Genomic DNA, 25969 nt, shown 5'->3' with positions numbered 1-25969 from the left:
CCGGCCGACGGGCCGGTATCGGTGCCGACAACGAGGTCGACGGACGAGGGCAGACAGTGACGGCCGGATACGACTATCGTCACGGGCCAGTGACCATGCTCACCTGCACCACTGTCACTGTTATGAGAATGGGATGATGTCGTTTATGAAGGGACGAGTCCTTGTCGTCGACGACGACACCGCACTTGCCGAGATGCTCGGCATCGTGCTGCGTGGTGAAGGTTTTGAGCCGTCTTTTGTAGCCGACGGCGACAAGGCGCTGGCTGCTTTCCGTGAGGCCAAGCCCGATCTGGTGCTGCTGGACCTGATGCTGCCCGGACGGGACGGCATCGAGGTGTGCCGCCTCATCCGGGCCGAGTCCGGCGTGCCGATCGTGATGCTCACGGCGAAGAGCGACACCGTCGATGTGGTGGTCGGGCTGGAGTCCGGCGCCGACGACTACATCGTGAAGCCGTTCAAGCCGAAGGAGCTGGTCGCCCGGATCCGGGCGAGGCTGCGCAGGTCGGAGGAGCCGGCGCCGGAGCAGCTCGCCATCGGCGACCTCCTCATCGACGTGGCCGGTCACTCCGTGAAGCGCGAGGGCCAGTCGATCGCGCTGACGCCGCTGGAGTTCGACCTGCTCGTCGCACTCGCCCGCAAGCCCTGGCAGGTGTTCACGCGCGAGGTGCTCCTCGAGCAGGTGTGGGGCTACCGGCACGCCGCCGACACCCGTCTGGTGAACGTGCATGTGCAGCGACTGCGCTCCAAGGTCGAGAAGGACCCGGAGCGGCCGGAGATCGTGGTGACCGTCCGTGGCGTCGGATACAAGGCAGGGCCGAGCTGACATGACCGGAGACAGTGCCGCTTCGGCCCCCGGCCGGTCCGGGGCCCGTCCGGAGCGGCCTGTCGGCCGTAAGACGATGGGTTCACGCTTCGGACGCCTCCTCGAAGGAGGCCTGCTTCAGGGCGGAGTGCAGGGCAGCCCCGTTCTGCGACTGCTGCTGCGCTGGGTGCGCCGGCCGCTGCTGCCCGTCATGCGGCTGTGGCGGCGCAACATCCAGCTCAAGGTCGTCGCCACGACCCTGCTGATGTCGCTCGGCGTCGTCCTGCTGCTCGGCTTCGTCGTCATCGGGCAGGTCCGCAACGGGCTGCTCGACGCCAAGGTCAAGGCCTCCCAGAGCCAGGCCACCGGCGGGTTCGCCGTGGCCAAGCAGAAGTCCGACGAGACGGCCGGCGCCGGCGTCGACGGCGCCCCCGTCGACGGCTCCAACCCGCAGAACGTCATCGAATGGATGAGTGAGCTCGTGTCGTCGCTGTCCAGCGGCGGCCAGGGCGCCTTCGACGTGGTCACCCTGCCCCCCGGCGACGACAGCGGCGGCGGCCGGGGCCCGCGCGCCTCCGGCGACGTCAACCCCAACAAGAGCGTCCCCGAGGACCTGCGCTCACGCATCAACACCAGCACCGGCGCGGCCCAGAGCTACACACGCATCCGGTACAGCAACAACAACGAGTCCCAGCCCGCCCTCGTCATCGGCAAACAGCTCAACGACCCCAACGGCGACCCCTACGAGCTGTACTACCTCTTCCCGCTCACCCAGGAGGAGAAGTCGCTGAGCCTGGTCAAGGGCACCCTGGCGACCGCGGGACTCTTCGTCGTCGTACTCCTCGGAGCCATCGCCTGGCTCGTCGTACGCCAGGTCGTCACCCCCGTACGGATGGCCGCCGGGATCGCCGAGCGGCTCTCCGCCGGACGCCTCCAGGAACGGATGAAGGTCACCGGCGAGGACGACATCGCACGCCTCGGCGAAGCCTTCAACAAGATGGCGCAGAACCTCCAGCTCAAGATCCAGCAGCTGGAGGACCTGTCGCGGATGCAGCGACGGTTCGTGTCCGACGTCTCGCACGAACTGCGGACGCCCCTGACCACCGTCCGGATGGCCGCCGACGTCATCCACGACGCACGCGAGGACTTCGACCCCGTCACCGCGCGGTCCGCGGAACTGCTCGCCGACCAGCTCGACCGGTTCGAGTCGCTGCTCGCCGACCTCCTCGAGATCAGCCGCTTCGACGCCGGAGCGGCCGCACTCGAGGCCGAGCCGATCGACCTGCGCGAAGTCGTACGGCGCGTCGTCAGCGGCGCCGCGCCGCTCGCCGACCGCAAGGGCACAGCCATACGGGTCCTCGGCGACCAGCAGCCCGTGGTCGCCGAGGCAGACGCCCGGCGCGTCGAACGGGTACTGCGCAACCTCGTCGTCAACGCCGTGGAACACGGCGAGGGCAGGGATGTCGTCGTCAAGCTCGCCTCGGCGGGCGGCGCCGTCGCCGTCGCCGTCCGCGACTACGGCGTCGGGCTCAAGCCCGGCGAGGCCACTCGCGTCTTCAGCCGCTTCTGGCGGGCCGACCCGGCACGCGCGCGTACCACCGGCGGAACCGGCCTCGGCCTGTCCATCGCCCAGGAGGACGCACGACTGCACGGCGGCTGGCTCCAGGCCTGGGGCGAGCCCGGCGGCGGCTCGCAGTTCCGGCTGACCCTGCCCCGGACGGCGGACGAGCCGCTGCGAGGCTCCCCGATACCACTGGAACCCAAGGACTCCCGCCGCAACCGCGGCCTCGACGAGGCGGGCCTGCCCCGCGGCAGCGGGGAGAAGAGCGCCACCGTGCCGGTCCAGCCGGCCGCCGAACAACGGTCGTCCGCTCGCGCCCCGCTCGCACCCCGACTGTCCGCGATACCGCCCACGGCCGACCCCACGGCGCTGCCGGGCAACGGCGCCCGCGTGGTGCCACGGCCCGCCTCCTCGGGGGGCGCGACAGGCGCGGGAGCGGCACGGAGGACAGCAGGCACCGGACCGGGCACCGGTCCGGACACAGCACGGCAGGACGAGCCGCGGACCGCCTCCGGCGAGACGTCCGGGCGCAAGGACGCGGCACACAGCGGGGCACCGGGGCGCAAGGACGCCACCGCGGACGGCCCTGACGAACAAGGGGAGGCATTTCGTGGGCGCTGACCGCGACGGACACGCCCGGCGCACGCCGGGGCGCGCGGTGGCGTACGCCACGTGTGGCGTCGTACTGCTGGCCGGGTGCGCCTCGATGCCCGACAGCGGCGACCTGCGCGGCGTCGAATCCACCCCGCGCCAGGACACCCAGGTCCGGGTGTTCGCCATGCCACCCCGCGACGACGCACCGCCCTCGGAGATCGTCCAGGGCTTCCTCGAAGCGCTGACCAGCGACGACCCCGGCTTCTCCACCGCACGGCAGTACCTGACCAGCCGAGCCGCCCAGAAATGGGAGCCCGAGCGGCTCACGACCGTACTCGCCGACGGACCCGGCACCGAAGCCGGCCGCTCCGGCGCCTGGGAGGACGGCGACGACTACGCCTTCATCCTCACCGGCACCAAGGTCGCCCTCGTCGACGCGCAGCAGTCGTACAGCCCCGCCTCCGGCGACTACAGCGAGACCGTGCACCTCACCCGCGACAAGAAGACCCGCCAGTGGCGCATCGACGCGCTCCCCCAGGGCGTCGTCATGGGCAAGTCGGACTTCCAGCGCAACTACACGTCCGTCAACAAGTACTACTTCGCGTCGGACACCACGGCCGCCGGTTCCGGCCAGCCGATGACCGTCGCCGACCCCGTCTTCGTACGGGAACGCGTCGACCCCATGACCCAGATGGTGCGCTCCCTGCTCAACGGACCCACCAGCTGGCTCCGCCCCGTCGTCCGCTCCGGCTTCCCCACCGGCACCGCACTGCCGAAGGGCGTCACCGCCCTGACCCCCGACGACCAGAACAAGCTCACCGTGCCGCTCAACGACAAGGCCGCCCGCATCGGGGAGGGCAAGTGCGAGGAGATGGCCGCCCAGCTGCTGTTCACCCTCCAGAGCGTCACCCCCACGGTGGAGGAGATCGCGCTGCGCGCGGGCGGCAAGCAGCTCTGCTCCCTCAACGACGGCCAGGCCGCGGCCGTCGCCGAGCGCGGCTCGCGCGCCCGCCCCGAATACCTGTACTTCATCGACGGACGCCACCGCCTCGTCCGCATGGCCGACAGCGCCACCGGCGGCAACAGCGCCGACCCCGTGCCCGGCGCGCTCGGCGACGGCACCAAGGCCCTGCGCTCCGTCGCCGTGGCCCGCGACGAACACAGCGCCGCCGGAGTCGCCCTCGACGGCAAGTCCCTCTACGTCACCTCCACCGTCACCGGCAGCTCCCTCGGGGAGCCCGTCCTGCTGAGCCAGGGCAAGACGGAGACCGACCGGCTGACCACGCCCACCTGGGACGCCCAGGGCGACCTGTGGGTGGCCGACCGCAACCCCGCCGACCCGCGGCTGCTCCTGCTGGAGAAGGGTGCGAGCCCGGCCCTGGAGGTGCTCACCCCCAGGCTGGACGGCCGGATCGACGCCGTACGGGTCGCCGCCGACGGGGCGCGGATCGCGCTCGTCGTGGACAAGGACGGCAAGCAGTCCCTGCTCATCGGCCGCATCGAGCGGACCGAGGACAGCGAGGGCAAGCCGTCCGTCTCCGTCCAGGAACTGCGCTCCGCCACACCCGAGTTGGAGCGGGTCGCGGCCGTGTCGTGGGCCGGCGACAGTCGGCTCGTCGTCGTCGGACAGGAGGCCGGCGGCGTCGAACAGGTGCAGTACGTGCAGAGCGACGGGGCGATCCCCGAGTCGGGCGCGCTTCCCGGCCTGACCGAGGTCAACAGCATCGCCGCCTCCGAGGACAGCGACGCCCCCCTCTTCGCGACCTCCAAGGACGGGCTGCTGTGGCTGCCCGGGGGCAGCGGCTGGCGGACACTGAAGGAGACGGCTTCCGTCGCGTTTTATCCGGGGTGATCCCGGGGTGATGCCGGAGTGGTTCCTGGGGTGGTTCCAGGGGTGATCACGACGGGATCTCGACGGGATCTCGGCGGTTGGTTCCGAGGGATCCCTCCGGCTTTTCCACAGGACCCTCGGGGAGTTATCCACAGGGGTGGCCGGACTCCACCGACATTGGCAGAGTGGTGGACGTGGAAGGCGTTCGCAAGTGGTGGCAGGAACTCGCCGGCCTGGCCCTGCCCGCCGAGTGCGGAGGCTGCGGACGGGCCCGTACGGTGCTCTGCCCCGAATGCCGCGCCGCACTCGGCGGGACGGCACCGCTGCGGGTACGGCCGGTCCCGGAGCCGCCAGGGCTGCCCGCCGTGCACGCGGCGGCCCGGTACGCCGACGAAGTACGGGCGGCGCTGCTCGCGCACAAGGAGCGCGGAGTGCTGGCGCTGGCACGGCCGTTGGGGGCGGCGCTGGCGGGGGCGGTGCGGGTGGGGCTGGGGGAGGAGGGGGTGGGGGTGGGGGAGGGGCCCCCTCCCCCTCCCCCCGGAACCGTTCTGCTCGTCCCCGTCCCCTCCACCCCCGCCTCCACCCGCTCCCGCGGTCATGACCCCGCCCGTCGGATCGCTCTCGCCGCCGCCGGTGAGCTGCGGCGGGCCGGGCTGGCGGTGCGGGTGGCCGCGGTGTTGCGGCAGCGGCGGGCGGTGGCCGACCAGGCCGGGCTGAGTGCGCCGGAGCGGCTGGACAATCTGGTGGGTGCGCTGGCGGTGGTGCCCGGTGGGGCGCGGGTGCTGTGCGGCGGTCCTGTGGTCCTCGTCGACGATCTGATGACGACGGGCGCGTCCCTGGCGGAGGCGGCGCGAGCCGTTCGGGTGGCGACGGCGGAGCGGACGGGGCGTGGTGAGGGAGCGGGGGTTGTGTACGGGGGGCTCTCCCGGGAAGGCAGAGGAGTACAGCCGTCCGGAGCCGGGGAAGGAGGTGCGGGCCGGGGTCCGGGCCGGGATCCGCGGGGGTCCGTGGCCGGGCGCGGGGCCGAAGGGGTGGTCTGCGCGGCCGTGGTCGCGGCGTCGCCGGATTCCTTCGAAATAAACCGGAACTGAGGGAGAACTTGCGTCGTTGCAGGTAATGAGAGGGTCAATTCACCTGAACGGAGGTACGCCGCGGTAGAGGGTGACGACATCCGTCCGGGCGAGATATGTTCGGTTGTGAGGGAAAGCCGCAGGCCACACCTCTCCTATCCGAATGCCGTGCTGCGACTTTCGGTTATCACCCGCAGCACCGGGGGTGTAGATCTCGTCCATGGGGGAGGAGGAGGTGGAAGTCACCAAGTCCGAGGTTCCGGTGCTCACCGGAGCCTGGTGCAAAAGGGAGACGCTCCGCAGGCAAGCGGAGTGATCCGGGAACGGAGTTCTGCGTGGACATCGTCGTCAAGGGCCGCAAGACCGAGGTGCCCGAGCGGTTCCGCAAGCACGTGGCCGAGAAGCTGAACCTGGAGAAGATCCAGAAGCTCGACGGCAAGGTGATCAGCCTCGACGTCGAGGTGTCCAAGGAGCCCAACCCCCGACAGGCCGACCGGTGCGACCGAGTGGAGATCACGCTCCGCTCCCGTGGTCCTGTGATCCGGGCGGAGGCGGCGGCCAGCGACCCGTACGCGGCACTCGATCTGGCGGCGGAGAAGCTGGATGCCCAGCTGCGCAAGCAGCACGACAAGCGGTACACGCGGCGCGGTGCGCGCCGGCTCAGCGCGGCGGAGGTTCCCGACGTCGTCCCCGGCGTGGCGACGCTCAACGGCAACGGCCACCCCGTGTCGGCCGAAGCGTCCGACAGCGTGCCGACGAAGAGGATCGGTTCGCTGGAAGTGCAGGGCGATGGGCCCCTCGTGGTCCGCGAGAAGACGCACGTCGCCGCTCCGATGACTCTCGACCAGGCCCTCTACGAGATGGAACTGGTCGGCCACGACTTCTATCTGTTCGTCGACTCCGAGACCAAGGAACCCAGCGTCGTCTACCGGAGGCACGCCTACGACTACGGCGTGATCCACCTCAGCACCGACCCGATGGTGGCCCAGGCGCACTCCCCCGAGGCGGGCGGCGCGCTGGGTGGCTGATCCGGTCCGGTGACGGCTGAGCGGGATGCCCCTGGAGCGCGTGTGCGCCCCCAGGGGCACCCGTGTGCGACCCCTTCGCGCTCTTCTGCGTCACCTCGTTGTCGTCCGGACATGGAATCATGGCGGCAACGGCCCAACCGGTGGACCGTTGCCTTGGGTTGGCGATGGCCCGCGACCACGGCCGCAGCCTTCAGGGGGAGGAACGATGGCGGACAGCTTCGGACCGATGCGTGACGAGGATGCCGACGACGGCGTCGTCGGCATGGGCCCGGACGGGGGTGCTGCGCGCAAGGAGCCGATCAGAGTCCTTGTCGTGGACGACCATGCCCTGTTCCGCCGCGGACTGGAGATCGTGCTCGCGGCCGAGGAGGACATCCAGGTCGTCGGCGAGGCGGGGGACGGCGCGGAGGCGGTCGACAAAGCGGCCGATCTGCTGCCGGACATCGTGCTGATGGACGTACGGATGCCGAAGCGCGGGGGTATCGAGGCGTGCACCTCGATCAAGGAGGTGGCCCCCAGCGCGAAGATCATCATGTTGACGATCAGCGACGAGGAGGCCGACCTCTACGAAGCGATCAAGGCGGGTGCGACCGGGTATCTCCTCAAGGAGATCTCCACGGACGAGGTGGCGACCGCGATTCGCGCGGTGGCCGACGGGCAGTCGCAGATCAGCCCGTCGATGGCGTCGAAGCTGCTCACCGAGTTCAAGTCGATGATCCAGCGGACGGACGAGCGCCGGCTCGTCCCGGCGCCGCGGCTGACGGACCGTGAGCTGGAGGTGCTCAAGCTCGTCGCCACGGGGATGAACAACCGGGACATCGCCAAGGAGCTGTTCATCTCCGAGAACACCGTGAAGAACCATGTGCGCAACATCCTGGAGAAGCTTCAGCTGCACTCCAGGATGGAGGCCGTGGTGTACGCGATGCGGGAGAAGATCCTCGAGATCCGGTGACGCCGGTCAGACGAGTGCGCGGGTGAGTTCCTTGACGAGTGGCTCGCGCAGTTCCGGGGCGTCGACGCGCTCCACGCGGACGTCGGTGCAGTCCACCCAGGTCGCGGCCTCGAGGAGGGCCTGGGCGACCGCGGGGACCGCCTTCGGGCCGTCGAGGGTGACCTGTCTGGCGACGAGGGTGCGGCCCTCGCGGGCGGGATCGACGCGGCCGACGAGGCGGCCGCCGGCCAGGACCGGCATCGCGAAGTAGCCGTGGATCCGCTTGGGCTTGGGGACGTAGGCCTCCAGGCGGTGGGTGAAGCCGAAGATGCGCTCCGTGCGGGCCCGCTCCCAGACGAGGGAGTCGAAGGGCGACAGGAGTGTGGTGCGGTGGCGGCCGCGCGGGGGTGCCTCCAGGGCGGCCGGGTCGGCCCAGGCGGGCTTGGACCAGCCCTCGACGGTGACGGGGACCAGGCCCGAGTCGGCGATCACCGCGTCGACCTGTTCGCCCTTGAGGCGGTGGTAGTCGGCGATGTCCGCGCGGGTGCCCACGCCGAGGGACTGGCCGGCGAGGCGGACCAGGCGGCGCAGGCATTCGGCGTCGTCGAGTTCGTCGTGCAGGAGATCGGTGGGTACGGCGCGTTCGGCGAGGTCGTAGACGCGTTTCCAGCCGCGGCGTTCGACGCAGACGACTTCGCCGTACATCAGTGCGCGCTCGACGGCGACCTTGGTGCCGGACCAGTCCCACCATTCGCTGGTCTTCTTCGCGCCGCCCAACTCCGTCGCGGTGAGGGGGCCTTCGGTGCGGAGCTGCTTGATGACCTGGTCGTAGGTGCCCTCGGGGAGGGCGTGGTTCCAGTGCGGGCGGTTGCGGTAGGCGCGTCGGCGGAAGGCGAAGTGGGGCCATTCCTCGATGGGGAGGATGCAGGCGGCGTGGGACCAGTACTCGAAGGCGTGGGGTCGTCGGGCCGCGGGCGCGCCGGAGGAGTCGGTGTTCCAGTACGCGTCCTCGACGGTGGTGCGGCCCACGGCGCCCAGGCGGGCGTACGGGATCAGTTCGTGGGAGCGCGCCAGGACGGAGATGGTGTCGAGCTGGACGGCGCCGAGGTGGCGCAGGACGCCGCGGACGCCGGCCTTGCGGGCGGGGGTGCCGAGGAAGCCCTGGGCCCGTAGGGCGATACGGCGGGCTTCGTCCGCCGTGAGGTCGGTGGCGGGGCGCGGGGTGGTCATGCTTCGCACGATAGGCGGTGGGACTGACAGTGCGGGGTGAGCTGGGGGTTCGGGCGGTCGGGGCGTTCAGCGGGTGGGGTCCGAGGGGGGTGGCGGGGCCGGGAGGTAGGGGGCTGCCGAGGGGAGGCCGAGGTCGGAGGGGAGCAGGGAGGCGAGCCAGCAGTCGCGGCGGACGCCTTTGTTGTTGATGCCGGAGCGGAGGGTGCCTTCGAGGGTGAAGCCGGCGTGTTCGGCGACCGCGCGGGAGGCGGTGTTGCCGACTTCGGCGCGCCATTCGAGGCGGTCGACGGCGAGGTGGGTGAAGGCCCAGCGGGCGGCGGTGAGGGTGGCCTCGGTGGTGTAGCCGCGGCCGCGGTGTTCCTTGGCCGACCAGAAGCCGATCTCGGCGGTGCCGAGGGAGCGCATGGTGAGGCCGAGCATGCCGGTGAGGGTGCCGTCGGGGAGGAAGACGCCGAAGGTGAACATCGAGTTGCCGGCCCAGCCCTCGGGTGCGAGTTGTTCGGTGAAGCTGTGGGCGTGTTCGGGCAGGTAGGGGGAGGGGATGGTGGTCCAGCGCCGGATGTCGGGGTCCTGGGCGGCGGTGTGCACGGCGTCGGTGTCCTGCGGGCCGACCGGGCGCAGGACCAGGCGGTCGGTGGTGAGGGTGACGGGCTCCATCGGGCGATTCTGGTGCGGGGAGGGCGGGGGCGCCATCGTTTCGCGGTGCGTGAGCGGGTGATCACAATTCGCGCAATTCGTGGGCGGGGCGCGGCACCATCGGCGGGGCCCGGCCGTTGGTCTGTTTGAAGAAGATTTTGGTACAGGTGCGCGGCAGTGTGCGGTCCTCGTACGGCAGGCCTCCCGGCGTGGTGGGGTCCTCGCATACGATGGCCGTTGCTCAGTAAGTCAAATGGAAACCGACCGTCCCAGGCCCGACCGGCAAGGAGACCAACCCCCGTGTCCGTCCTCTCGAAGATCATGCGTGCAGGCGAAGGCAAGATCCTGCGCAAGCTGCACCGCATCGCGGACCAGGTCAACTCCATCGAAGAGGACTTCGTCGACCTCTCCGACGCCGAGCTGCGGGCCCTCACCGATGAGTACAAGCAGCGGTACGCCGACGGTGAGAGCTTGGACGACCTGCTGCCCGAGGCGTTCGCCACCGTGCGCGAGGCCGCCAAGCGCGTCCTCGGCCAGCGCCATTACGACGTGCAGATGATGGGTGGTGCCGCCCTGCACCTCGGCTATGTGGCCGAGATGAAGACCGGTGAGGGCAAGACGCTCGTCGGTACGCTGCCCGCGTATCTGAACGCCCTCTCCGGGAAGGGCGTCCACCTGATCACGGTCAACGACTATCTGGCGGAGCGCGACTCCGAGATGATGGGTCGTGTCCACAAGTTCCTGGGCCTGGACGTCGGCTGCATCCTCGCCAACATGACGCCGGCGCAGCGCCGCGAGCAGTACGCGTGCGACATCACCTACGGCACGAACAACGAGTTCGGGTTCGACTACCTGCGCGACAACATGGCGTGGTCGCAGGACGAGCTGGTGCAGCGCGGCCACAACTTCGCGATCGTCGACGAGGTCGACTCGATCCTCGTCGACGAGGCCCGTACGCCGCTGATCATCTCGGGTCCGGCCGACCAGGCCACCAAGTGGTACGGCGACTTCGCCAAGCTGGTGACGCGTCTGAAGAAGGGCGAGGCGGGCAACCCCCTCAAGGGTCTCGAGGAGACCGGCGACTACGACGTCGACGAGAAGAAGCGCACGGTCGCCATCCACGAGGCCGGTGTCTCGAAGGTCGAGGACTGGCTGGGCATCGACAACCTGTACGAGTCGGTGAACACGCCTCTGGTGGGCTACCTCAACAACGCCATCAAGGCGAAGGAGCTCTTCAAGAAGGACAAGGACTACGTCGTCATGGACGGCGAAGTCATGATCGTCGACGAGCACACCGGCCGTATCCTCGCCGGCCGCCGTTACAACGAGGGCATGCACCAGGCGATCGAGGCGAAGGAAGGGGTGGACATCAAGGACGAGAACCAGACGCTCGCCACGATCACCCTCCAGAACTTCTTCCGCCTCTACAAGCGCCACGACCACAACGGCAAGGAAGAAGCCGGTCTGTCGGGCATGACCGGTACGGCGATGACCGAGGCCGCCGAGTTCCACCAGATCTACAAGCTCGGCGTGGTCCCGATCCCGACGAACAGGCCGATGGTCCGCAAGGACCAGTCGGACCTGATCTACCGCACCGAGGTCGCGAAGTTCGAGGCGGTCGTCGACGACATCGCCGAGAAGCACGAGAAGGGCCAGCCGATCCTCGTCGGTACGACGTCGGTCGAGAAGTCCGAGTACCTGTCGCAGCAGCTCTCCAAGCGCGGTATCCAGCACGAGGTGCTGAACGCCAAGCACCACGAGCGTGAGGCGTCGATCGTCGCCCAGGCCGGTCGCAGGGGCGCGGTGACGGTGGCCACGAACATGGCCGGCCGTGGTACCGACATCAAGCTCGGTGGCAACCCCGACGACCTCGCCGAGGCGGAGCTGCGCCAGCGCGGCCTCGACCCCGAGGAGCACATCGAGGAGTGGGCGCACGCCCTGCCCGCCGCCCTGGAGAGGGCCGAGCAGGCGGTCAAGGCCGAGTTCGAAGAGGTCAAGGAGCTCGGCGGGCTGTACGTGCTGGGCACCGAGCGCCACGAGTCGCGGCGTATCGACAACCAGCTGCGTGGTCGTTCCGGCCGTCAGGGCGACCCGGGCGAGTCCCGGTTCTACCTGTCGCTGGGTGACGACCTGATGCGTCTGTTCAAGGCGCAGATGGTCGAGCGTGTGATGTCGATGGCGAACGTCCCGGACGACGTGCCGATCGAGAACAAGATGGTGACGCGTGCGATCGCGTCCGCCCAGTCGCAGGTCGAGCAGCAGAACTTCGAGACGCGTAAGAACGTCCTGAAGTACGACGAGGTCCTCAACCGGCAGCGTGAGGTCATCTACGGCGAGCGCCGCCGTGTGCTGGAGGGCGAGGACCTGCACGAGCAGATCCAGCACTTCATGGACGACACGATCGACGCGTACATCTCCGCGGAGACCGCCGAGGGCTTCCCGGAGGACTGGGACCTGGACCGGCTGTGGGGTGCGTTCAAGCAGCTCTACCCGGTGAAGATCACCGTGGACGAGCTGGAGGACGCGGCGGGTGACCGTGCCGGTCTGACGGCCGAGTTCATCTCGGAGTCCATCAAGGACGACATCCACGAGCAGTACGAGGCGCGGGAGACGCAGCTCGGCTCGGAGATCATGCGTGAGCTGGAGCGGCGGGTCGTGCTGTCGGTCCTGGACCGCAAGTGGCGTGAGCACCTCTACGAGATGGACTATCTCCAGGAGGGCATCGGCCTGCGGGCGATGGCGCAGAAGGACCCGCTGGTCGAGTACCAGCGCGAGGGCTTCGACATGTTCACCGCGATGATGGACGGCATCAAGGAGGAGTCGGTCGGCTACCTGTTCAACCTGGAGGTCCAGGTCGAGCAGCAGGTCGAGGAGGTTCCGGTCGAGGACGCCGCTCCGGTCGACATGGAGAAGCAGGACGTGGTGCCGGCGCAGGCTGGTTCGCGTCCGGAGATCCGCGCGAAGGGGCTGGACGCTCCGCAGCGGCGGAACCTGCACTTCTCCGCGCCGACCGTGGACGGCGAGGGCGGCACGATCGAGGGCGAGTTCGACGACGACGACGAGCCGGTCCGCTCCGAGGCCGACGGTCTCACGCGCGCGGAGCGCCGCAAGCAGGCGAAGGCCGGGCGGCGCCGCAAGAAGTAGCGGCTCGTGTCCGCGGTGCCGTCGCCGGGAGTGACGGTGCCGTGGGGTGCGGGGCGGTGCGAGAGCCGGTGTGAGGGCCGGGTCACCTTCGGGTGGCCCGGCCCTTCGGCGTGCGGCGGCGGGTGGGGAGGCCCTTGGGAGGGTTTCCTTCGGTAGGGCTTCGTTCGGTAGGGCTTCCCTTGGGAGGGTTTCCTTCGGGAGGGCCCGCCGGAGGCCTCTGTCGGGCCTCTGCCCGGCCCGTGGCTCCAGGCCGGGCAACTGGGTGCCGAGTGCCGCCGAGGGGGCCGCGGGCGGCCCCTGACGGCTTCGGGAACGCGTTCAGTCGGTCGGCGGCTCGGGCCTGCGGGGGCCGTCGAGTTCGACGGCCGTGCAGCGCCAGCGGTGGTCCGGGCCGAGTTCCAGGCGGAAGGCCATGGCGCGGACGCGGTTGCCGGTGCCGATGCGGGCGAAGGCCTCGACGGCGCCGGGGCGGGGGACGTAGTAGCCGATGTCCCGGACGACCGGAAGGGTGCCGTGACTGGTGCGCAGGGGGCTGCGTTCGGCGAGGTGGGCCAGGTCGTCGTAGGCGCGGCCGCGGGTGTGGCGGAGCATGAAGTGGACGGGGCGCCGGCCGCTCAGGACGGCGAGGAGACGGTCGGCGAACAGGTCGGTGGGGCGTACGCGGGCCGGGGTGGGTGCGGGGCGGTTGTCCGTCGGGCGGGTGGAGGTGGCGCGGGGTGAGGCCGGTGGGCGGCCGCCGGCCTGGGCGGTGCGCAGGGTGCCGCCGCCGGGGGTGCGGGGCGGGGTGCCGGTGGGGCGGCGGGTGTCCCGGCGGCCGGGAGGTCGGGCGGTGGGGGTGTGCTGGTCCCTCGTCATGACCTTGTTCATGGTTGTCCCCGTTCGATGGGCCCGGCCTCCGCTTCTACCGGGCGGTAACTTGCGTTGTGGATCTTGTACGGTGTCGCGGTACGTGATGGCAAGGAAGCGGAGAGTTGCCCGGCCTCGGAGGGGCGATTCACCTATCAGAAGGATTCCGTGAGGGGAAAGGCCAGGTGAGCGAGGTGTGGGGGGTGAATTCCGAGGCGCGGGGTGGACGTGTCGCCCGCGGTGGGCGGGGGCCCGAAAGAGGACGCCCGCACGTATCCTGAAGGCCTTCGAGCGGAGCCTCCGACCAGGAAAGAGCGGCCAGCCATGCGCGTCTACGTTCCCGTGACCCTCCCCGGCCTCGCCGAGGCACACAAGACGGGGGAGCTGGGGTCCGGGCCGCTCGTCGCGTACGCCGTCACCCCCGCGCTGCGCGAGTGGTACGTCTCCGAGGACATGGAGGAGCTGGAGTACGCGGCGCTCGGCCAGGCGGCGCTCGCCTCGCTGCGGCTGCTCGCGGCGGACGCGGACGCGCCCCGGCGGCGGGTCGTGGTCGCCGTCGACGTCCCCGACCGGGCGGCCGTGGCCGACCCCGGCAGCGGATCGGACCAGGCCGTACCGGGAGAGGTCCGGGTGGCCGGGCCGGTGCCGCTGGCCAAGGCGGCGTCCGTCCACGTCGACGCGGACGACGCCGAGGAGGACGTCGCGGCCGCGGCCGGGGCCCTGGCCGCGGCGGACGGCGGGGACGGCGACGCGCAGTCCGTCGTGGACGGCGCCGAGGAGCACGAGCTGCTGTGGTTCGCCCGGCAGGAGATCCCGAGCCTGGTGGGTTCCGGCGGCTGAGGGCGGGTTTCAGGGGGTGCCGCCGGGCTTCAGGAGCTGATGCCCGAGCTTCAGGAGCTGAGGAGGCCTGGCCCCGGCGACCGAGACCAGGGCCTCACGATCCTCCCCTCTTGATTGTCAGTGCGGGCGGGTACGTTTTGTGGCATGGCGAAGCAGCAAGAACCGGCACACATCGTCTGGGACTGGAACGGCACGCTGTTCCACGACAATGACGCGATCATCGGCGCGACGAACGCGGCGTTCGCCGAGCTGGGGCTGGAGCCGCTGACTCTGGAGCGGTACCGGGCGCTGTACTGCGTGCCGGTGCCGAAGTTCTACGAGCGGCTGATGGGTCGGTTGCCCACCGACGCCGAGTGGGAGCTGATGGACGACGTCTTCCACCGGTACTACGCCGAGCACCGGGTGCGCTGCGCGCTCACCGACGGCGCGGAGGACCTGCTCTCGGGCTGGCGGTCGGCGGGGCACAGCCAGTCCCTGCTGAGCATGTACGTGCACGAGGAGCTCGTCCCGCTCGTGCGGGGCTTCGGCATAGAGCCGCACTTCATACGCGTCGACGGACGCACGGGGCCGTCCGGCGGCAGCAAGACCGAGCACATGGTGCGCCATCTCCGGGCCCTCGGCGTGGTGGAGCCCGAGCGGACCGTGGTGATCGGGGACGCGGCCGACGACGCGGTGGCCGCGCTGCACGCCGGGGCGCGGGCCGTGCTCTACACCGGGGGCTCGCACAGCCGGGCCAGCCTCGAGGGGGTCGGGGTGCCGGTGGTGGACAGCCTCGAGGAGGCGGTGGCGGTCGCCGGGCGGCTGGCCGCCTGAGGGGGGTGGTGCGGCGTGCGTCCGTGCGACGCCGCACCGGCTCGGCGGAGGGGGTCAGGTCACGGGGGCCTTCGCGCGCAGAACGGTCAGGAACTCACGCATCCAGGCCGAGTGGTCCGGCCAGACCCGGGAGGAGACCAGCGTGCCGTCGACCACGACCTCGCTGTCCTGGAAGGTCGCGCCGGCCGACTGCATGTCGATCTCCAGCGCCGGGTAGGCGGTGACCCGGCGGCCCCGCAGGGCGTCGACCGCGGCGGTGAGCAGCGGGCCGTGGCAGATCTGGGCCACCGGCTTGTCCGAGTCGAAGAACGACTTGAGGATCTTGCGGAGCTCGGGGTCGTTGCGGAGGTACTCGGGGGCCCGGCCGCCGGGGATCACGACGGCGGCGTACTGGCCGGGCTCGACCTCGGAGAAGGCGAGGTCGGCGGGCCAGGTGTAGCCGGGCTTCTCCGTGTAGGTGTCGAAGCCGGGTTCGAAGTCGTGGACCACGAACCGGAGCCGCTTGCGGGTCGGGGCGGCGATATGGACCTCGTAGCCCTCCTCGCGCAGGCGCTGGTAGGGGTAGAGGACCTCCAGGGACTCGGCTGCGTCGCCGGTGACGATGAGGATCTTCGCGGTCATGGTGGGCGGCTTCCTCTCGGGCGGGCGCTGTCATGGGCAACGTGCCTCTTGGGGGTGGGCCTGCCAAGAGGTGGGGTCGCTTTCAGGGTGCCGTGGGGCGGCGCCCGCGTCGACTTGTCCGAAACATGAGGTTGCCCAGCACTCATCCGCCCGTCCCGCTCCTGTGCAGAACGTCAAACTTCTCCCCCTTGTTTTGTACACATACGGCTCATGACGGGCCCCCGGTGAGGAGCGATAGCCTGGTGGCGTGATCAGCGCGATATCTCGCGGGGGTGCTGTAGCCCCTGCCCTGCGCCCGGCGAGCACGGAATATCCCCGTGGCCGGGCGGCGGACGCTGGTTCTTGCGGGCGGGACGGGGGCGCAAGGTTCCCCAGGACGCCGTACACATCCCAGGAGCGCGTGGCGCGGAGAGCAGCGTCACACCGCGGGGGCGTGTCGAGAATGGCCGATAACCCCCCGCTCATCTCAGCTTGCGGCATAGCGTCGAAGCGGACCGGAGACCCCGGGCCGTGGCGTCGAGCCGCAAGGGAAGAGACCGTACTTCCTTCTACGTCACGCAACGGCGCGCGACAGGAGTCAGAGGACAATGCAGACCAAGCTGGACGAAGCCAAGGCCGAGCTGCTCGAGAGGGCGGCGCGGGTCGCTGAGAACAGCCCGGTCGGGGGGCACCTACCGACTGGGACGACGGGTGAGGGCCTCCCGGACCGGGACACCCTCCTCGCGTTCCTCCAGCGCTACTACCTGCACACCGCATCGGAAGACCTCACGGACCGCGACCCGGTCGATGTCTTCGGTGCCGCGCTGTCGCACTACCGGCTCGCCGAGAACCGGCCACAGGGCACCGCCAACGTCCGGGTCCACACCCCGACGGTCGAGGGGAACGGCTGGACGTGCAGCCATTCCGTCGTGGAGGTCGTCACCGACGACATGCCCTTCCTCGTCGACTCCGTCACCAACGAGCTGACCCGGCAGGGGCGGGGCATCCACCTCGTCATCCACCCGCAGGTCGTGGTCCGGCGCGATGTCACCGGCAAGCTCATCGAGGTGCTCCGCACGCCTCCGTCCGCCGCGGACCTGCCGCACGACGCGCACATCGAGTCCTGGATCCATGTCGAGACGGACCGCGAGACCGATCGCGCCGATCTCAAGCAGATCACCGCGGAGCTGCTGCGGGTCCTGTCCGACGTCCGGGAGGCCGTCGAGGACTGGGAGAAGATGCGGGACGCGGCCCTGCGGATCGCGGACGGCCTCACGGACGAGCCCGTGCCCGGCGACCTCGCCTCGCCCGAGGTCGAGGAGGCCCGGGAGCTGCTGCGCTGGCTCGCCGCCGACCACTTCACCTTCCTGGGCTACCGGGAGTACCAGCTGCGCGAGGACGACTCCCTCGCCGCGGTCCCCGGCACCGGCCTCGGCATCCTGCGCTCCGACCCGCACCACGCCGGCGAGGACAGCCACCCCGTCAGCCCGTCCTTCGAGCGGCTCCCGGCCGACGCCCGGGCCAAGGCCCGCGAGCACAAGCTGCTGGTGCTGACCAAGGCGAACAGCCGGGCCACCGTGCACCGGCCGTCGTACCTCGACTACGTGGGCGTGAAGAAGTTCGACGCCGACGGCAATGTCGTCGGTGAGCGCCGTTTCCTGGGCCTGTTCTCCTCCGCCGCCTACACCGAGTCCGTGGTGCGGGTGCCCGTCGTGCGGCGCAAGGTCGGCGCCGTGCTGAAGGGCGCGGGCTTCTCGCCCAACAGCCACGACGGACGCGACCTGCTCCAGATCATGGAGACCTACCCGCGCGACGAGCTGTTCCAGACCCCGGTCGACGAGCTGCGGTCCATCGTCACCAGCGTCCTCTACCTCCAGGAACGGCGCCGGCTGCGGCTCTACCTGCGGCAGGACGAGTACGGGCGCTACTACTCCGCGCTGGTCTACCTGCCCCGCGACCGCTACACCACCGGCGTCCGGCTGCGGATCATCGACATCCTCAAGGAGGAGCTCGGCGGCACCAGCGTCGACTTCACCGCCTGGAACACCGAGTCGATCCTCTCCCGGCTGCACTTCGTCGTCCGGGTCCCGCAGGGCACCGAACTGCCGGAGCTGTCCGAGAACGACAAGGACCGCATCGAGGCGCGGCTCGTGGAGGCCGCGCGGTCCTGGGCCGACGCCTTCGCCGAGGCGCTCAACGCCGAGCTGGGCGAGGAGCGGGCCGCGGAGCTGCAGCGCCGCTACAACAACGCCTTCCCCGAGGGCTACAAGGCCGACCACACCCCGCGCGCCGCGGTCTCCGACCTCGTCCACCTCGAGCGGCTCACCGAGGACCAGAGCTTCTCGCTCAGCCTGTACGAGCCGGTGGGCGCCGCACCCGACGAGCGCCGCTTCAAGATCTACCGCAAGGGTGACGCGATCTCCCTGTCGGCGGTGCTGCCGGTGCTCAACCGGCTCGGCGTCGAGGTGATCGACGAGCGTCCCTACGAGCTGCGCTGCACGGACCGCTCGGTCGCCTGGATCTACGACTTCGGGCTGCGCATCCCCGAGGGCGGCACCACCACCGACCTGCTCGGCGACGACGGCCGCGAGCGGTTCCAGGAGGCGTTCTCCGCGACCTGGACCGGCCTCGCGGAGAACGACGGGTTCAACGCGCTGGTGCTGGGCGCCGGGCTGAGCTGGCGCCAGGCGATGGTGCTGCGCGCGTACGCGAAGTACCTGCGCCAGGCCGGGGCGACCTTCAGCCAGGACTACATGGAGGACACACTCCGTACGAACGTCCACACCACCCGGCTGCTGGTCAACCTGTTCGAGGCCCGGATGGCGCCGGAGCGGCAGCGCGCCGGGCACGAGATCGTCGACGCGCTCCTGGAGGAGCTGGACGCGGCGCTCGACCAGGTCGCCTCGCTCGACGAGGACCGCATCCTGCGGTCCTTCCTCACCGTCATCAAGGCGACCCTGCGGACGAACTTCTTCCAGGAGAGCGTGGGCGGCAAGCCGCACGAGTACGTCTCCATGAAGTTCGACCCGCAGGCCATCCCGGACCTGCCGGCGCCCCGCCCGGCGTTCGAGATCTGGGTGTACTCGCCGCGCGTGGAGGGCGTGCACCTGCGGTTCGGGAAGGTCGCGCGCGGTGGTCTGCGCTGGTCCGACCGGCGGGAGGACTTCCGCACCGAGATCCTGGGCCTGGTCAAGGCGCAGATGGTGAAGAACACGGTGATCGTGCCGGTCGGCGCCAAGGGCGGCTTCGTCGCCAAGCAGCTGCCCGACCCGGGCGTGGACCGCGACGCGTGGCTCGCCGAGGGCATCGCCAGCTACAAGACGTTCATCTCGGCGCTGCTCGACATCACCGACAACATGGTCGCCGGCGAGGTCGTGCCCCCGGCCGACGTGGTGCGGCACGACGAGGACGACACCTACCTGGTGGTCGCCGCCGACAAGGGCACCGCGACGTTCTCCGACATCGCCAACGAGGTCGCGGGCAGCTACAACTTCTGGCTCGGCGACGCCTTCGCCTCCGGCGGCTCCGCCGGTTACGACCACAAGGCGATGGGCATCACCGCCCGCGGCGCCTGGGAGTCCGTCAAGCGGCACTTCCGCGAGCTGGGCGTGAACACCCAGGTCGAGGACTTCACGGTCGTCGGCATCGGTGACATGTCCGGTGACGTGTTCGGCAACGGCATGCTGCTCTCCGAGCACGTCCGCCTCGTCGCCGCCTTCGACCACCGGCACATCTTCATCGACCCGAACCCGGACGCGGCCACCTCGTACGCCGAGCGCCGCCGGCTGTTCGAGCTGCCGCGTTCCAGCTGGGCCGACTACGACGGCGACCTGATCTCCGCCGGCGGCGGTGTCTTCCCGCGTACGGCGAAGGCGATCCCGGTCAACGCGCACATCCGCGCGGTCCTCGGCATCGAGGCGGGCGTCGTCAAGCTGACCCCGGCCGACCTGATGAAGGCGATCCTCAGCGCGCCGGTGGACCTGCTGTGGAACGGCGGCATCGGCACGTACGTGAAGGCGAGCACGGAGTCGAACGCCGACGCCGGCGACAAGGCCAACGACCCGATCCGCGTCGACGGCCAGGACCTGCGGGTCAAGGTCGTCGGCGAGGGCGGCAACCTGGGCCTGACCCAGCTCGGCCGGATCGAGTTCGCCCGGGGCGGCGGCAAGATCAACACGGACGCCATCGACAACAGCGCGGGCGTGGACACCTCCGACCACGAGGTGAACATCAAGATCCTGCTCAACGGCCTGGTCACCGAGGGCGACATGACCGTCAAGCAGCGCAACAAGCTGCTCGCGGAGATGACCGACGAGGTCGGCGCGCTCGTCCTGCGTAACAACTACGCGCAGAACACGGCGATCGCCAACGCCCTCGCCCAGTCCAAGGACATGCTCCACGCCCAGCAGCGGTTCATCCGCCACCTGGTCCGCGAGGGGCACCTCGACCGGGCGCTGGAGTTCCTGCCGGCCGACCGCCAGATCCGTGAGCGGCTCGCCTCCAGCCAGGGCCTGACCGGCCCGGAGACCGCCGTCCTGATGGCGTACACGAAGATCACGGTGTCGGACGAGCTGCTGCAGACCTCGCTGCCCGACGACCCCTACCTGCGCGGCCTGCTGTACGCGTACTTCCCGACCGCGCTGCGCGAGAGGTTCCCCGAGCACATCGACAGCCACCCGCTGCGCCGGGAGATCACCACGACCGTGCTGGTCAACGACACGGTCAATACGGGCGGTACGACGTATCTGCACCGGCTGCGCGAGGAGACCGGCGCGTCGCTGGAGGAGATCGTGCGGGCGCAGACCGCGGCCCGGGCGATCTTCCGCTCGGCCCCGGTGTGGGACGCGGTGGAGGGCCTCGACAACCAGGTCGAGGCCGAGGTGCAGACCCGCATCCGGCTGCACTCGCGGCGCCTCGTCGAGCGGGGCACGCGCTGGCTGCTGAACAACCGGCCGCAGCCGCTCGAGCTCGCCGAGACCGTCGACTTCTTCGCCGACCGCGTCGAGCAGGTCTGGTCGCAGCTGACCAAGCTGCTGCGCGGCGCGGACCTGGAGTGGTGGCAGAAGATCTACGACGAGCTGTCCGGCGTCGGTGTGCCGGACGAGCTGGCCACCAAGGTCGCCGGGTTCTCGTCGGCCTTCCCGGCGCTGGACATCGTCTCGGTGGCCGACCGCACCGGGAAGGACTCGCTGGACGTCGCCGAGGTCTACTACGACCTTGCCGACCGGCTGCACATCACCCAGCTCATGGACCGCATCATCGAGCTGCCGCGCGCGGACCGCTGGCAGTCCATGGCCCGCGCCTCCATCCGTGAGGACCTCTACGCGGCGCACGCGGCGCTGACCGCGGACGTGCTGTCCGTCGGCAACGGCACCTCGACGCCCGAGCAGCGGTTCAAGGCGTGGGAGGAGAAGAACGCGGCGATCCTGGGCCGGGCGCGCACCACGCTGGAGGAGATCCAGGGCTCGGAGACGTTCGACCTGGCGAACCTCTCGGTGGCGATGCGGACGATGCGGACGCTGCTGCGCACGCACTCGTGACGGCGCGGTGATCCCGTGACGGCGTGACGAAGGGCGCCCCCTCCCGAGAGGAGGGGGCGCCCTCTGCCGTACAGGCAGGATCCCGTGCGGCTCAGACCGCCGCCGTGGGCTCCGGCTTCGGTGCCGCCGCCGCGGGCTTGGGTGCCGCGGCGGCGGGCTTGGGTGCGGGCTTCTTCTTGGTCTTCTTGTCCCCGGTGAACGTCTCGTAGGCCTCCATGACCTCCTCGGTCGGCCCGTCCATCTTCAGTTCGCCGCGCTCCAGCCACAGCACCCGCTCGCAGGTCTCGCGGATCGTGCTGTTGCTGTGGCTGACCAGGAAGACGGTGCCCGCGTGCGCGCGCATCTCGCGGATGCGGTCCGCCGAGCGCCGGCGGAACAGCGCGTCACCGGTCGCGAGGGCCTCGTCGATGAGCAGGACGTCGTGGTCCTTGGCGGCGGCGATGGAGAACCGCAGCCGCGAGCCCATGCCGGAGGAGTACGTGCGCATCGGCAGGGAGATGAAGTCGCCCTTGTCGTTGATCCCGGAGAAGTCGACGATCTGCTGGTAGCGCTCCTTGATCTGCTCCCGGGTCATGCCCATGGCGAGGCCGCCGAGGTGGACGTTGCGCTCGCCGGTCAGGTCGCTCATCAGGGCCGCGTTGACGCCGAGGAGGGAGGGCTGGCCGTCGGTGTAGATCCGGCCGTTCTCCACCGGCAGCAGGCCGGCGACCGCCTTGAGCAGCGTCGACTTGCCGGAGCCGTTGCTGCCGATCAGACCGATGGCCTCGCCCTTGTAGGCGACGAAGGAGACGCCACGCACCGCGTGCACCAGCCGGGTGCCGGCCGCCTTCTCGGCCTGCTTGCGGCGCAGGATGCGGTTGAGGGCGGCGGTCGCGCTGCCCCGGCCGCCGCCGGTGCCGTTGACGCGGTAGACGATGTCGACGCCGTCGGCGATGACGGTGGGGGCCCGCTCGTCGAGCGGCGCGGTGGTGCGGGATGCGTTGTCAGCCACGGCCGTACGTCTCCTCAGCCTTCCAGAAGTAGATGAAACCGCCGACGCCGGCGAGCAGCGCCCAGCCCGTCGCGACCGCCCACACGTGGGGCGGCAGCTGACTGGCCTGGAAGCTGTCGATCAGCGCGAAGCGCATCAGGTCGATGTAGACGGCGGCCGGGTTGGCACGCAGGACGTCCACGACCCAGGACGGCCATTCGGCATGCTTGCTGAGCAGCGTATCGATGCTCCACATCACGCCCGAGGCGTACATCCAGGTGCGCAGCACGAACGGCATCAGCTGGGCGATGTCCGGGGTCTTGGCCCCGGCGCGCGCCAGGATCATCGACACGCCCGCGTTGAAGACGAACTGGAGCGTCAGGGCCGGGATCACCAGCACCCAGGAGAGGGCCGGCGGCACGCCCATGACGAACAGGATGACCAGCAGCGCGGCCATGGAGAACAGCAGCTGCTGGAGCTGCTGGAGGCAGTACGAGATCGGCAGCGCGGCCCGCGGGAAGTGCAGGGCCCGCACCAGGCCGATGTTGCCGGAGATGGCCCGGGTCCCCGACATGATCGAGCTCTGTGTGAACGTCCACACGAACACCCCCGTGACCAGGAAGGGGATGTAGTCCGGGACGCCCTTCTTGGTCTGGAGCAGCACGCCGAAGATGAAGTAGTAGACCGCCGCGTTCAGCAGCGGGGTCATCACCTGCCAGAGCTGGCCCAGCTTGGCGCCGCTGTACTGCGAGGTGAGCTTGGCGGTGGCGAAAGCGGTGATGAAGTGGCGGCGTGCCCACAGCCGGCGGATGTACTGGGGCAGGGAGGGGCGGGCGCCGCTGACGCTGAGGCCGTGCCGGGCGGCCAGGGCCGCGAGGTCGTCGCGGGGCATGGCCTGTGTCCCGGGCGGTGTGTGGAGTACCTGGCTCACATCCGCTGCTTTCACTCGGGGGGTGGGGGTGCGTGCGTCCGGTCGTGCTGCCGTCGGCCGGCGTTTCCTTACGGTTCTCTTCACGTTCTCTTACGTCGGGACGGCACCGTATCGTCGCAACGTGAGCGTAGGCCGTGATGACGTCGGAACGCAACCGTTTCGTCGTAACGCCCTATGCTGGTTCGCATGACGACGAACACGACGAACGCCGACGGGACCCCGGCACGTCCGCGCCGCCGGGCACCCGCGGGAGCGGCCGTGCTCCGCGAGGATGTGACGGAGGCCATCCGGGCGGCCGTGTTCGAGGAACTCGCGACCGTCGGCTACGCGCGGATGTCGATCGAGGGCATCGCCCGGCGCGCCGGTGTGGGCAAGACCGCGGTGTACCGGCGCTGGCGCTCCAAGCTGCACCTGGTCCTCGACCTGGTCTCGGCGCTCGCCGTCCAGGGCCTGCCCGCCCCGGAGACCGGCGGCCTGGAGGGCGATCTGCGGATGCTGTACGAGGTCACGTCCCGGGCGCTCAGGCACCCCGTGGCCTCGCAGATCATCCCCGACCTCCAGGCCGAGGCGGCCCGCAACCCCGAGATCGCCGAGGCGCTCCAGAAGGCGCTGCGGGAGGGGCAGGAGGGCGTCGCCCTGAAGATCGTGGCGGCGGCGGAGCAGCGCGGCGAGGTCCGGACGGGCCTGGACGAGGAGCTGGCGCTCGATCTCATCTCGGGTCCGCTTTACTGGCGTTCGGTGGTGATCCGCAGCCCGAAGCTGCCCAAGGGGTATCTGGCCGCACTGGCCCGGGCGACGGCGGAGGCGATCAAGGCGCTGTGAGCGGAGAGCCCCGCGCGGTGACGGGAGCTGGGGTGACATGAGGGGCGTGATGGCATGAGGGTCGTGCTGGCCGAGGACAACGCCCTGCTCAGGGAGGGGCTCGTCCTGTTGCTGAGGTCGGCCGGGCACGAGGTGGTGGCCGTCGCCGGCTCCGGGCCCGAGATCCTGCCCGCCCTGCTGGAGCACCGGCCGGACGTGGCCGTCCTCGACGTACGGATGCCGCCCGGGTTCCGGGACGAGGGACTGCGCGCCGCCCTGGAGGCCCGCGAGAAGATCCCGGCGCTGCCGGTGCTGGTGCTGTCGCAGTACGTCGAGGAGTCCTACGCGGCCGAGCTGCTCGGCGGCGGGGCGAGCGGCGTCGGGTATCTGCTGAAGGACCGGGTGGGCCGGGTCGACGAGTTCCTCGGCGCACTGGAACGGGTGGCCGGCGGCGGCACGGCCCTCGACCCCGAGGTCGTCACGGAACTGCTGACCCGCCGCCGCGACTCGCCCCTGGACTCGCTCACCCCGCGCGAGCGCGAGGTGCTCGAACTGATGGCAGAGGGCCGCGACAACACCACCATCGCCACCACCCTCGTCATCACCGAGCGCTCGGTCAGCAAGCACATCGGGAACGTCTTCCTGAAGCTGGGCCTGCCGCCGAGCGACAGCGGGCACCGGCGGGTGCTGGCAGTGCTCGCGTACCTGAACAACGCATAGGCCGCCGCCCCGCGCGGGCCGGCGGTCCGGCGGTCCGGTCAGCCTGCGGCCAGTTCGACCGCGAGGGCGGTCAGTTCGGCCAGCCGCAGGACGCGGTCGCCGAAGCCCGGCAGCGGTACGTGCAGGGCGGCCGTCCAGCGCTCGGGGACCGCGTCGGCCCCGTACACGGCCCCGGCGAGCCCGCCGGTGACCGCCGCGACGGTGTCCGTGTCGCCGCCCAGGTCGACGGCGGCGCGCACGGCCTCCTCGTACGAGGACGTCGTCCGCAGCGCCCAGACGGCGGACCCCAGGCACGGCCAGACCGCGCCGTTGAACTCGGTGGCCAGGTCGGGATCCCAGTCGGCGGCCAGCACGGTCGCGTAGCGCGCGCGGTGCGCCGGGTCGACCTCGGCGAGGGCGGCCGGCAGCGCGGCCAGCGGGTCGGCGCCGGTCAGTGCGGTGCGGACCAGTTCGTGGAACAGGGCCGTGCCCTCCCAGGCCGCGCGGTCGCCGTGGGTGAGCGCGGCGAGCCGGCGCCCCGCGTCCAGGGTGGCGGCGGGGCCGTGCGGCGCGAAGCGGACGGCGGACGTGGCGGCCCTCATCAGGGCGCCGTTGCCCGCCGCCCGTTGGCTGACCTGGAAGTGCAGCGCGGCCGCCGTGTCCCAGGGGTCGCCGCTGCCCAGCACCGCCTCCGTCTGGAGGCCGATGTCCTTCGGGTCGGCCGCCGCCCAGCGCCGGAACCGGCGGAAGACGTCCGCCGGTTCCAGGCCGCCGCACTCCAGCAGCGACTCCCCGACGAGTACGGCCATCTGCGTGTCGTCGGTCGCCTCGCCCGGGTCCCAGCCGCCGCCTCCGCACATCTCGCCGCCGTGCCCCGGGGCCGGGAAGCGCGCGGAGAAGGCCCCTGCGGGCCCGAACTCGAAGGGAGCGCCCAGCGCGTCACCCACGGCGGAACCGACGACACAGCCGATGGCACGGTCGGCGGCAGAGGCGACGGGAGGGGCGAGGGCAGGGGTGACGGCAGGGTCGGGTACGTCGGCGGCGGCGCGTCCGTGTCCGGTCATCCCGGCAGCCTACGAGGCCCCGCCCGTGGACAGCGGCT

The 25969-nt window shown here is 70.7% G+C and carries 19 protein-coding genes; 12 read left to right on the top strand and 7 right to left on the bottom strand.

Annotated features, from left to right (window positions below; translation table 11 throughout):
- Window positions 1-133: 133 nt before the first annotated feature.
- The 6 genes from mtrA to IE275_RS09805 all read left to right on the top strand — a co-directional run bounded on the left by mtrA (window position 134) and on the right by IE275_RS09805 (window position 7838).
- Complete coding sequence (gene mtrA / locus IE275_RS09830) at window positions 134-823, top strand: two-component system response regulator MtrA (RefSeq protein ID WP_189709818.1); 690 nt, start codon at window positions 134-136, stop codon at window positions 821-823.
- A gap of 1 nt (window position 824) precedes the next feature.
- Complete coding sequence (gene mtrB, locus IE275_RS09825; RefSeq protein WP_189709809.1) at window positions 825-2984, top strand: MtrAB system histidine kinase MtrB; 2160 nt, start codon at window positions 825-827, stop codon at window positions 2982-2984.
- Window positions 2974-4809, top strand: coding sequence for an LpqB family beta-propeller domain-containing protein (locus tag IE275_RS09820; protein ID WP_189709807.1), 1836 nt, complete (start codon window positions 2974-2976; stop codon window positions 4807-4809). The genes mtrB and IE275_RS09820 overlap by 11 nt, the downstream gene beginning before the upstream one ends.
- Window positions 4810-4982: 173 nt before the next feature.
- On the top strand, window positions 4983-5879 hold the full coding sequence (locus IE275_RS09815; protein WP_189709805.1) for a ComF family protein: 897 nt from the start codon (window positions 4983-4985) through the stop codon (window positions 5877-5879).
- A 314-nt stretch (window positions 5880-6193) separates the two neighbouring features.
- Complete coding sequence (gene hpf, locus IE275_RS09810; RefSeq protein ID WP_189709803.1) at window positions 6194-6886, top strand: ribosome hibernation-promoting factor, HPF/YfiA family; 693 nt, start codon at window positions 6194-6196, stop codon at window positions 6884-6886.
- 205 nt (window positions 6887-7091) lie between these two features.
- A complete protein-coding gene (locus IE275_RS09805) occupies window positions 7092-7838 on the top strand; it encodes a response regulator (protein ID WP_189709801.1) in 747 nt (248 codons plus the stop codon).
- Window positions 7839-7844: 6 nt separating this feature from the next.
- Here the strand turns inward: IE275_RS09805 and IE275_RS09800 are convergent, their stop codons facing one another.
- On the bottom strand, window positions 7845-9047 hold the full coding sequence (locus IE275_RS09800; RefSeq protein WP_189709799.1) for a winged helix-turn-helix domain-containing protein: 1203 nt from the start codon (window positions 9045-9047) through the stop codon (window positions 7845-7847).
- 66 nt (window positions 9048-9113) lie between these two features.
- Entirely contained in the window at window positions 9114-9704 is a 591-nt protein-coding gene (locus tag IE275_RS09795; protein WP_189709797.1) for a GNAT family N-acetyltransferase, read from the bottom strand.
- Window positions 9705-9983: 279 nt separating this feature from the next.
- Here IE275_RS09795 and secA point away from each other — a divergent pair, with 279 nt between their 5' ends.
- Window positions 9984-12827, top strand: coding sequence for a preprotein translocase subunit SecA (gene secA, locus IE275_RS09790; protein ID WP_189709796.1), 2844 nt, complete (start codon window positions 9984-9986; stop codon window positions 12825-12827).
- A 318-nt stretch (window positions 12828-13145) separates the two neighbouring features.
- Here secA and IE275_RS09785 read toward each other — a convergent pair whose 3' ends face one another.
- Window positions 13146-13694: an Rv3235 family protein gene (locus IE275_RS09785; protein WP_189709794.1), complete on the bottom strand. Its 549-nt coding sequence runs from the start codon at window positions 13692-13694 to the stop codon at window positions 13146-13148.
- A 303-nt stretch (window positions 13695-13997) separates the two neighbouring features.
- Here IE275_RS09785 and IE275_RS09780 point away from each other — a divergent pair, with 303 nt between their 5' ends.
- Window positions 13998-14513, top strand: a complete 516-nt coding sequence (locus IE275_RS09780) for a DUF6912 family protein (RefSeq protein WP_189709791.1) — start codon at window positions 13998-14000, stop codon at window positions 14511-14513.
- Window positions 14514-14657: 144 nt separating this feature from the next.
- A complete protein-coding gene (locus IE275_RS09775; protein ID WP_189709789.1) occupies window positions 14658-15326 on the top strand; it encodes an HAD family hydrolase in 669 nt (222 codons plus the stop codon).
- A gap of 54 nt (window positions 15327-15380) precedes the next feature.
- On the opposite strand, the gene IE275_RS09770 is transcribed toward IE275_RS09775, so the two are convergent.
- Complete coding sequence (locus tag IE275_RS09770; protein WP_189709787.1) at window positions 15381-15947, bottom strand: DJ-1/PfpI family protein; 567 nt, start codon at window positions 15945-15947, stop codon at window positions 15381-15383.
- A 587-nt stretch (window positions 15948-16534) separates the two neighbouring features.
- Between IE275_RS09770 and IE275_RS09765 the strand changes: the two genes are divergently transcribed.
- The gene (locus IE275_RS09765) at window positions 16535-21466 is read left to right on the top strand and encodes an NAD-glutamate dehydrogenase (protein WP_189709785.1); all 4932 of its coding nucleotides are present in this window, start codon (window positions 16535-16537) and stop codon (window positions 21464-21466) included.
- A 91-nt stretch (window positions 21467-21557) separates the two neighbouring features.
- On the opposite strand, the gene IE275_RS09760 is transcribed toward IE275_RS09765, so the two are convergent.
- Together IE275_RS09760 and IE275_RS09755 are read right to left on the bottom strand one after the other, a co-directional pair.
- Window positions 21558-22457: an ABC transporter ATP-binding protein gene (locus IE275_RS09760; protein ID WP_189709783.1), complete on the bottom strand. Its 900-nt coding sequence runs from the start codon at window positions 22455-22457 to the stop codon at window positions 21558-21560.
- Complete coding sequence (locus IE275_RS09755; protein ID WP_189709781.1) at window positions 22450-23367, bottom strand: ABC transporter permease; 918 nt, start codon at window positions 23365-23367, stop codon at window positions 22450-22452. The genes IE275_RS09760 and IE275_RS09755 overlap by 8 nt, the downstream gene beginning before the upstream one ends.
- 174 nt (window positions 23368-23541) lie before the next feature.
- Here IE275_RS09755 and IE275_RS09750 point away from each other — a divergent pair, with 174 nt between their 5' ends.
- Both IE275_RS09750 and IE275_RS09745 read left to right on the top strand, forming a co-directional pair.
- Window positions 23542-24189 (top strand): TetR/AcrR family transcriptional regulator, encoded by a 648-nt coding sequence (locus IE275_RS09750; RefSeq protein WP_189709779.1) that lies wholly within the window; start codon window positions 23542-23544, stop codon window positions 24187-24189.
- A gap of 54 nt (window positions 24190-24243) precedes the next feature.
- The gene (locus IE275_RS09745) at window positions 24244-24888 is read left to right on the top strand and encodes a response regulator (RefSeq protein ID WP_189709777.1); all 645 of its coding nucleotides are present in this window, start codon (window positions 24244-24246) and stop codon (window positions 24886-24888) included.
- 38 nt (window positions 24889-24926) lie between these two features.
- Here IE275_RS09745 and IE275_RS09740 read toward each other — a convergent pair whose 3' ends face one another.
- Entirely contained in the window at window positions 24927-25931 is a 1005-nt protein-coding gene (locus IE275_RS09740; protein ID WP_189709775.1) for an ADP-ribosylglycohydrolase family protein, read from the bottom strand.
- Window positions 25932-25969: the final 38 nt, after the last annotated feature.

Source organism: Streptomyces phaeofaciens, from assembly GCF_014648915.1.
GTDB classification, from domain to species: Bacteria; Actinomycetota; Actinomycetes; order Streptomycetales; family Streptomycetaceae; genus Streptomyces; species Streptomyces phaeofaciens.
The sequence above is the reverse complement of the archived record's forward strand: the minus strand, read 5'-3'. Positions and strand labels throughout refer to the sequence as shown.

Coding starts and splice junctions, on each gene's coding strand:
- mtrA (WP_189709818.1), top strand. CDS start 134: ATGATGTCGTTTATGAAGGGACGAGTCCTTGTCGTCGACGACGACACC.
- mtrB (WP_189709809.1), top strand. CDS start 825: ATGACCGGAGACAGTGCCGCTTCGGCCCCCGGCCGGTCCGGGGCCCGT.
- IE275_RS09805 (WP_189709801.1), top strand. CDS start 7,092: ATGGCGGACAGCTTCGGACCGATGCGTGACGAGGATGCCGACGACGGC.
- IE275_RS09800 (WP_189709799.1), bottom strand. CDS start 9,047: ATGACCACCCCGCGCCCCGCCACCGACCTCACGGCGGACGAAGCCCGC.
- IE275_RS09795 (WP_189709797.1), bottom strand. CDS start 9,704: ATGGAGCCCGTCACCCTCACCACCGACCGCCTGGTCCTGCGCCCGGTC.
- IE275_RS09785 (WP_189709794.1), bottom strand. CDS start 13,694: ATGAACAAGGTCATGACGAGGGACCAGCACACCCCCACCGCCCGACCT.
- IE275_RS09780 (WP_189709791.1), top strand. CDS start 13,998: ATGCGCGTCTACGTTCCCGTGACCCTCCCCGGCCTCGCCGAGGCACAC.
- IE275_RS09775 (WP_189709789.1), top strand. CDS start 14,658: ATGGCGAAGCAGCAAGAACCGGCACACATCGTCTGGGACTGGAACGGC.
- IE275_RS09770 (WP_189709787.1), bottom strand. CDS start 15,947: ATGACCGCGAAGATCCTCATCGTCACCGGCGACGCAGCCGAGTCCCTG.
- IE275_RS09765 (WP_189709785.1), top strand. CDS start 16,535: ATGCAGACCAAGCTGGACGAAGCCAAGGCCGAGCTGCTCGAGAGGGCG.
- IE275_RS09750 (WP_189709779.1), top strand. CDS start 23,542: ATGCTGGTTCGCATGACGACGAACACGACGAACGCCGACGGGACCCCG.
- IE275_RS09745 (WP_189709777.1), top strand. CDS start 24,244: ATGAGGGTCGTGCTGGCCGAGGACAACGCCCTGCTCAGGGAGGGGCTC.
- IE275_RS09740 (WP_189709775.1), bottom strand. CDS start 25,931: ATGACCGGACACGGACGCGCCGCCGCCGACGTACCCGACCCTGCCGTC.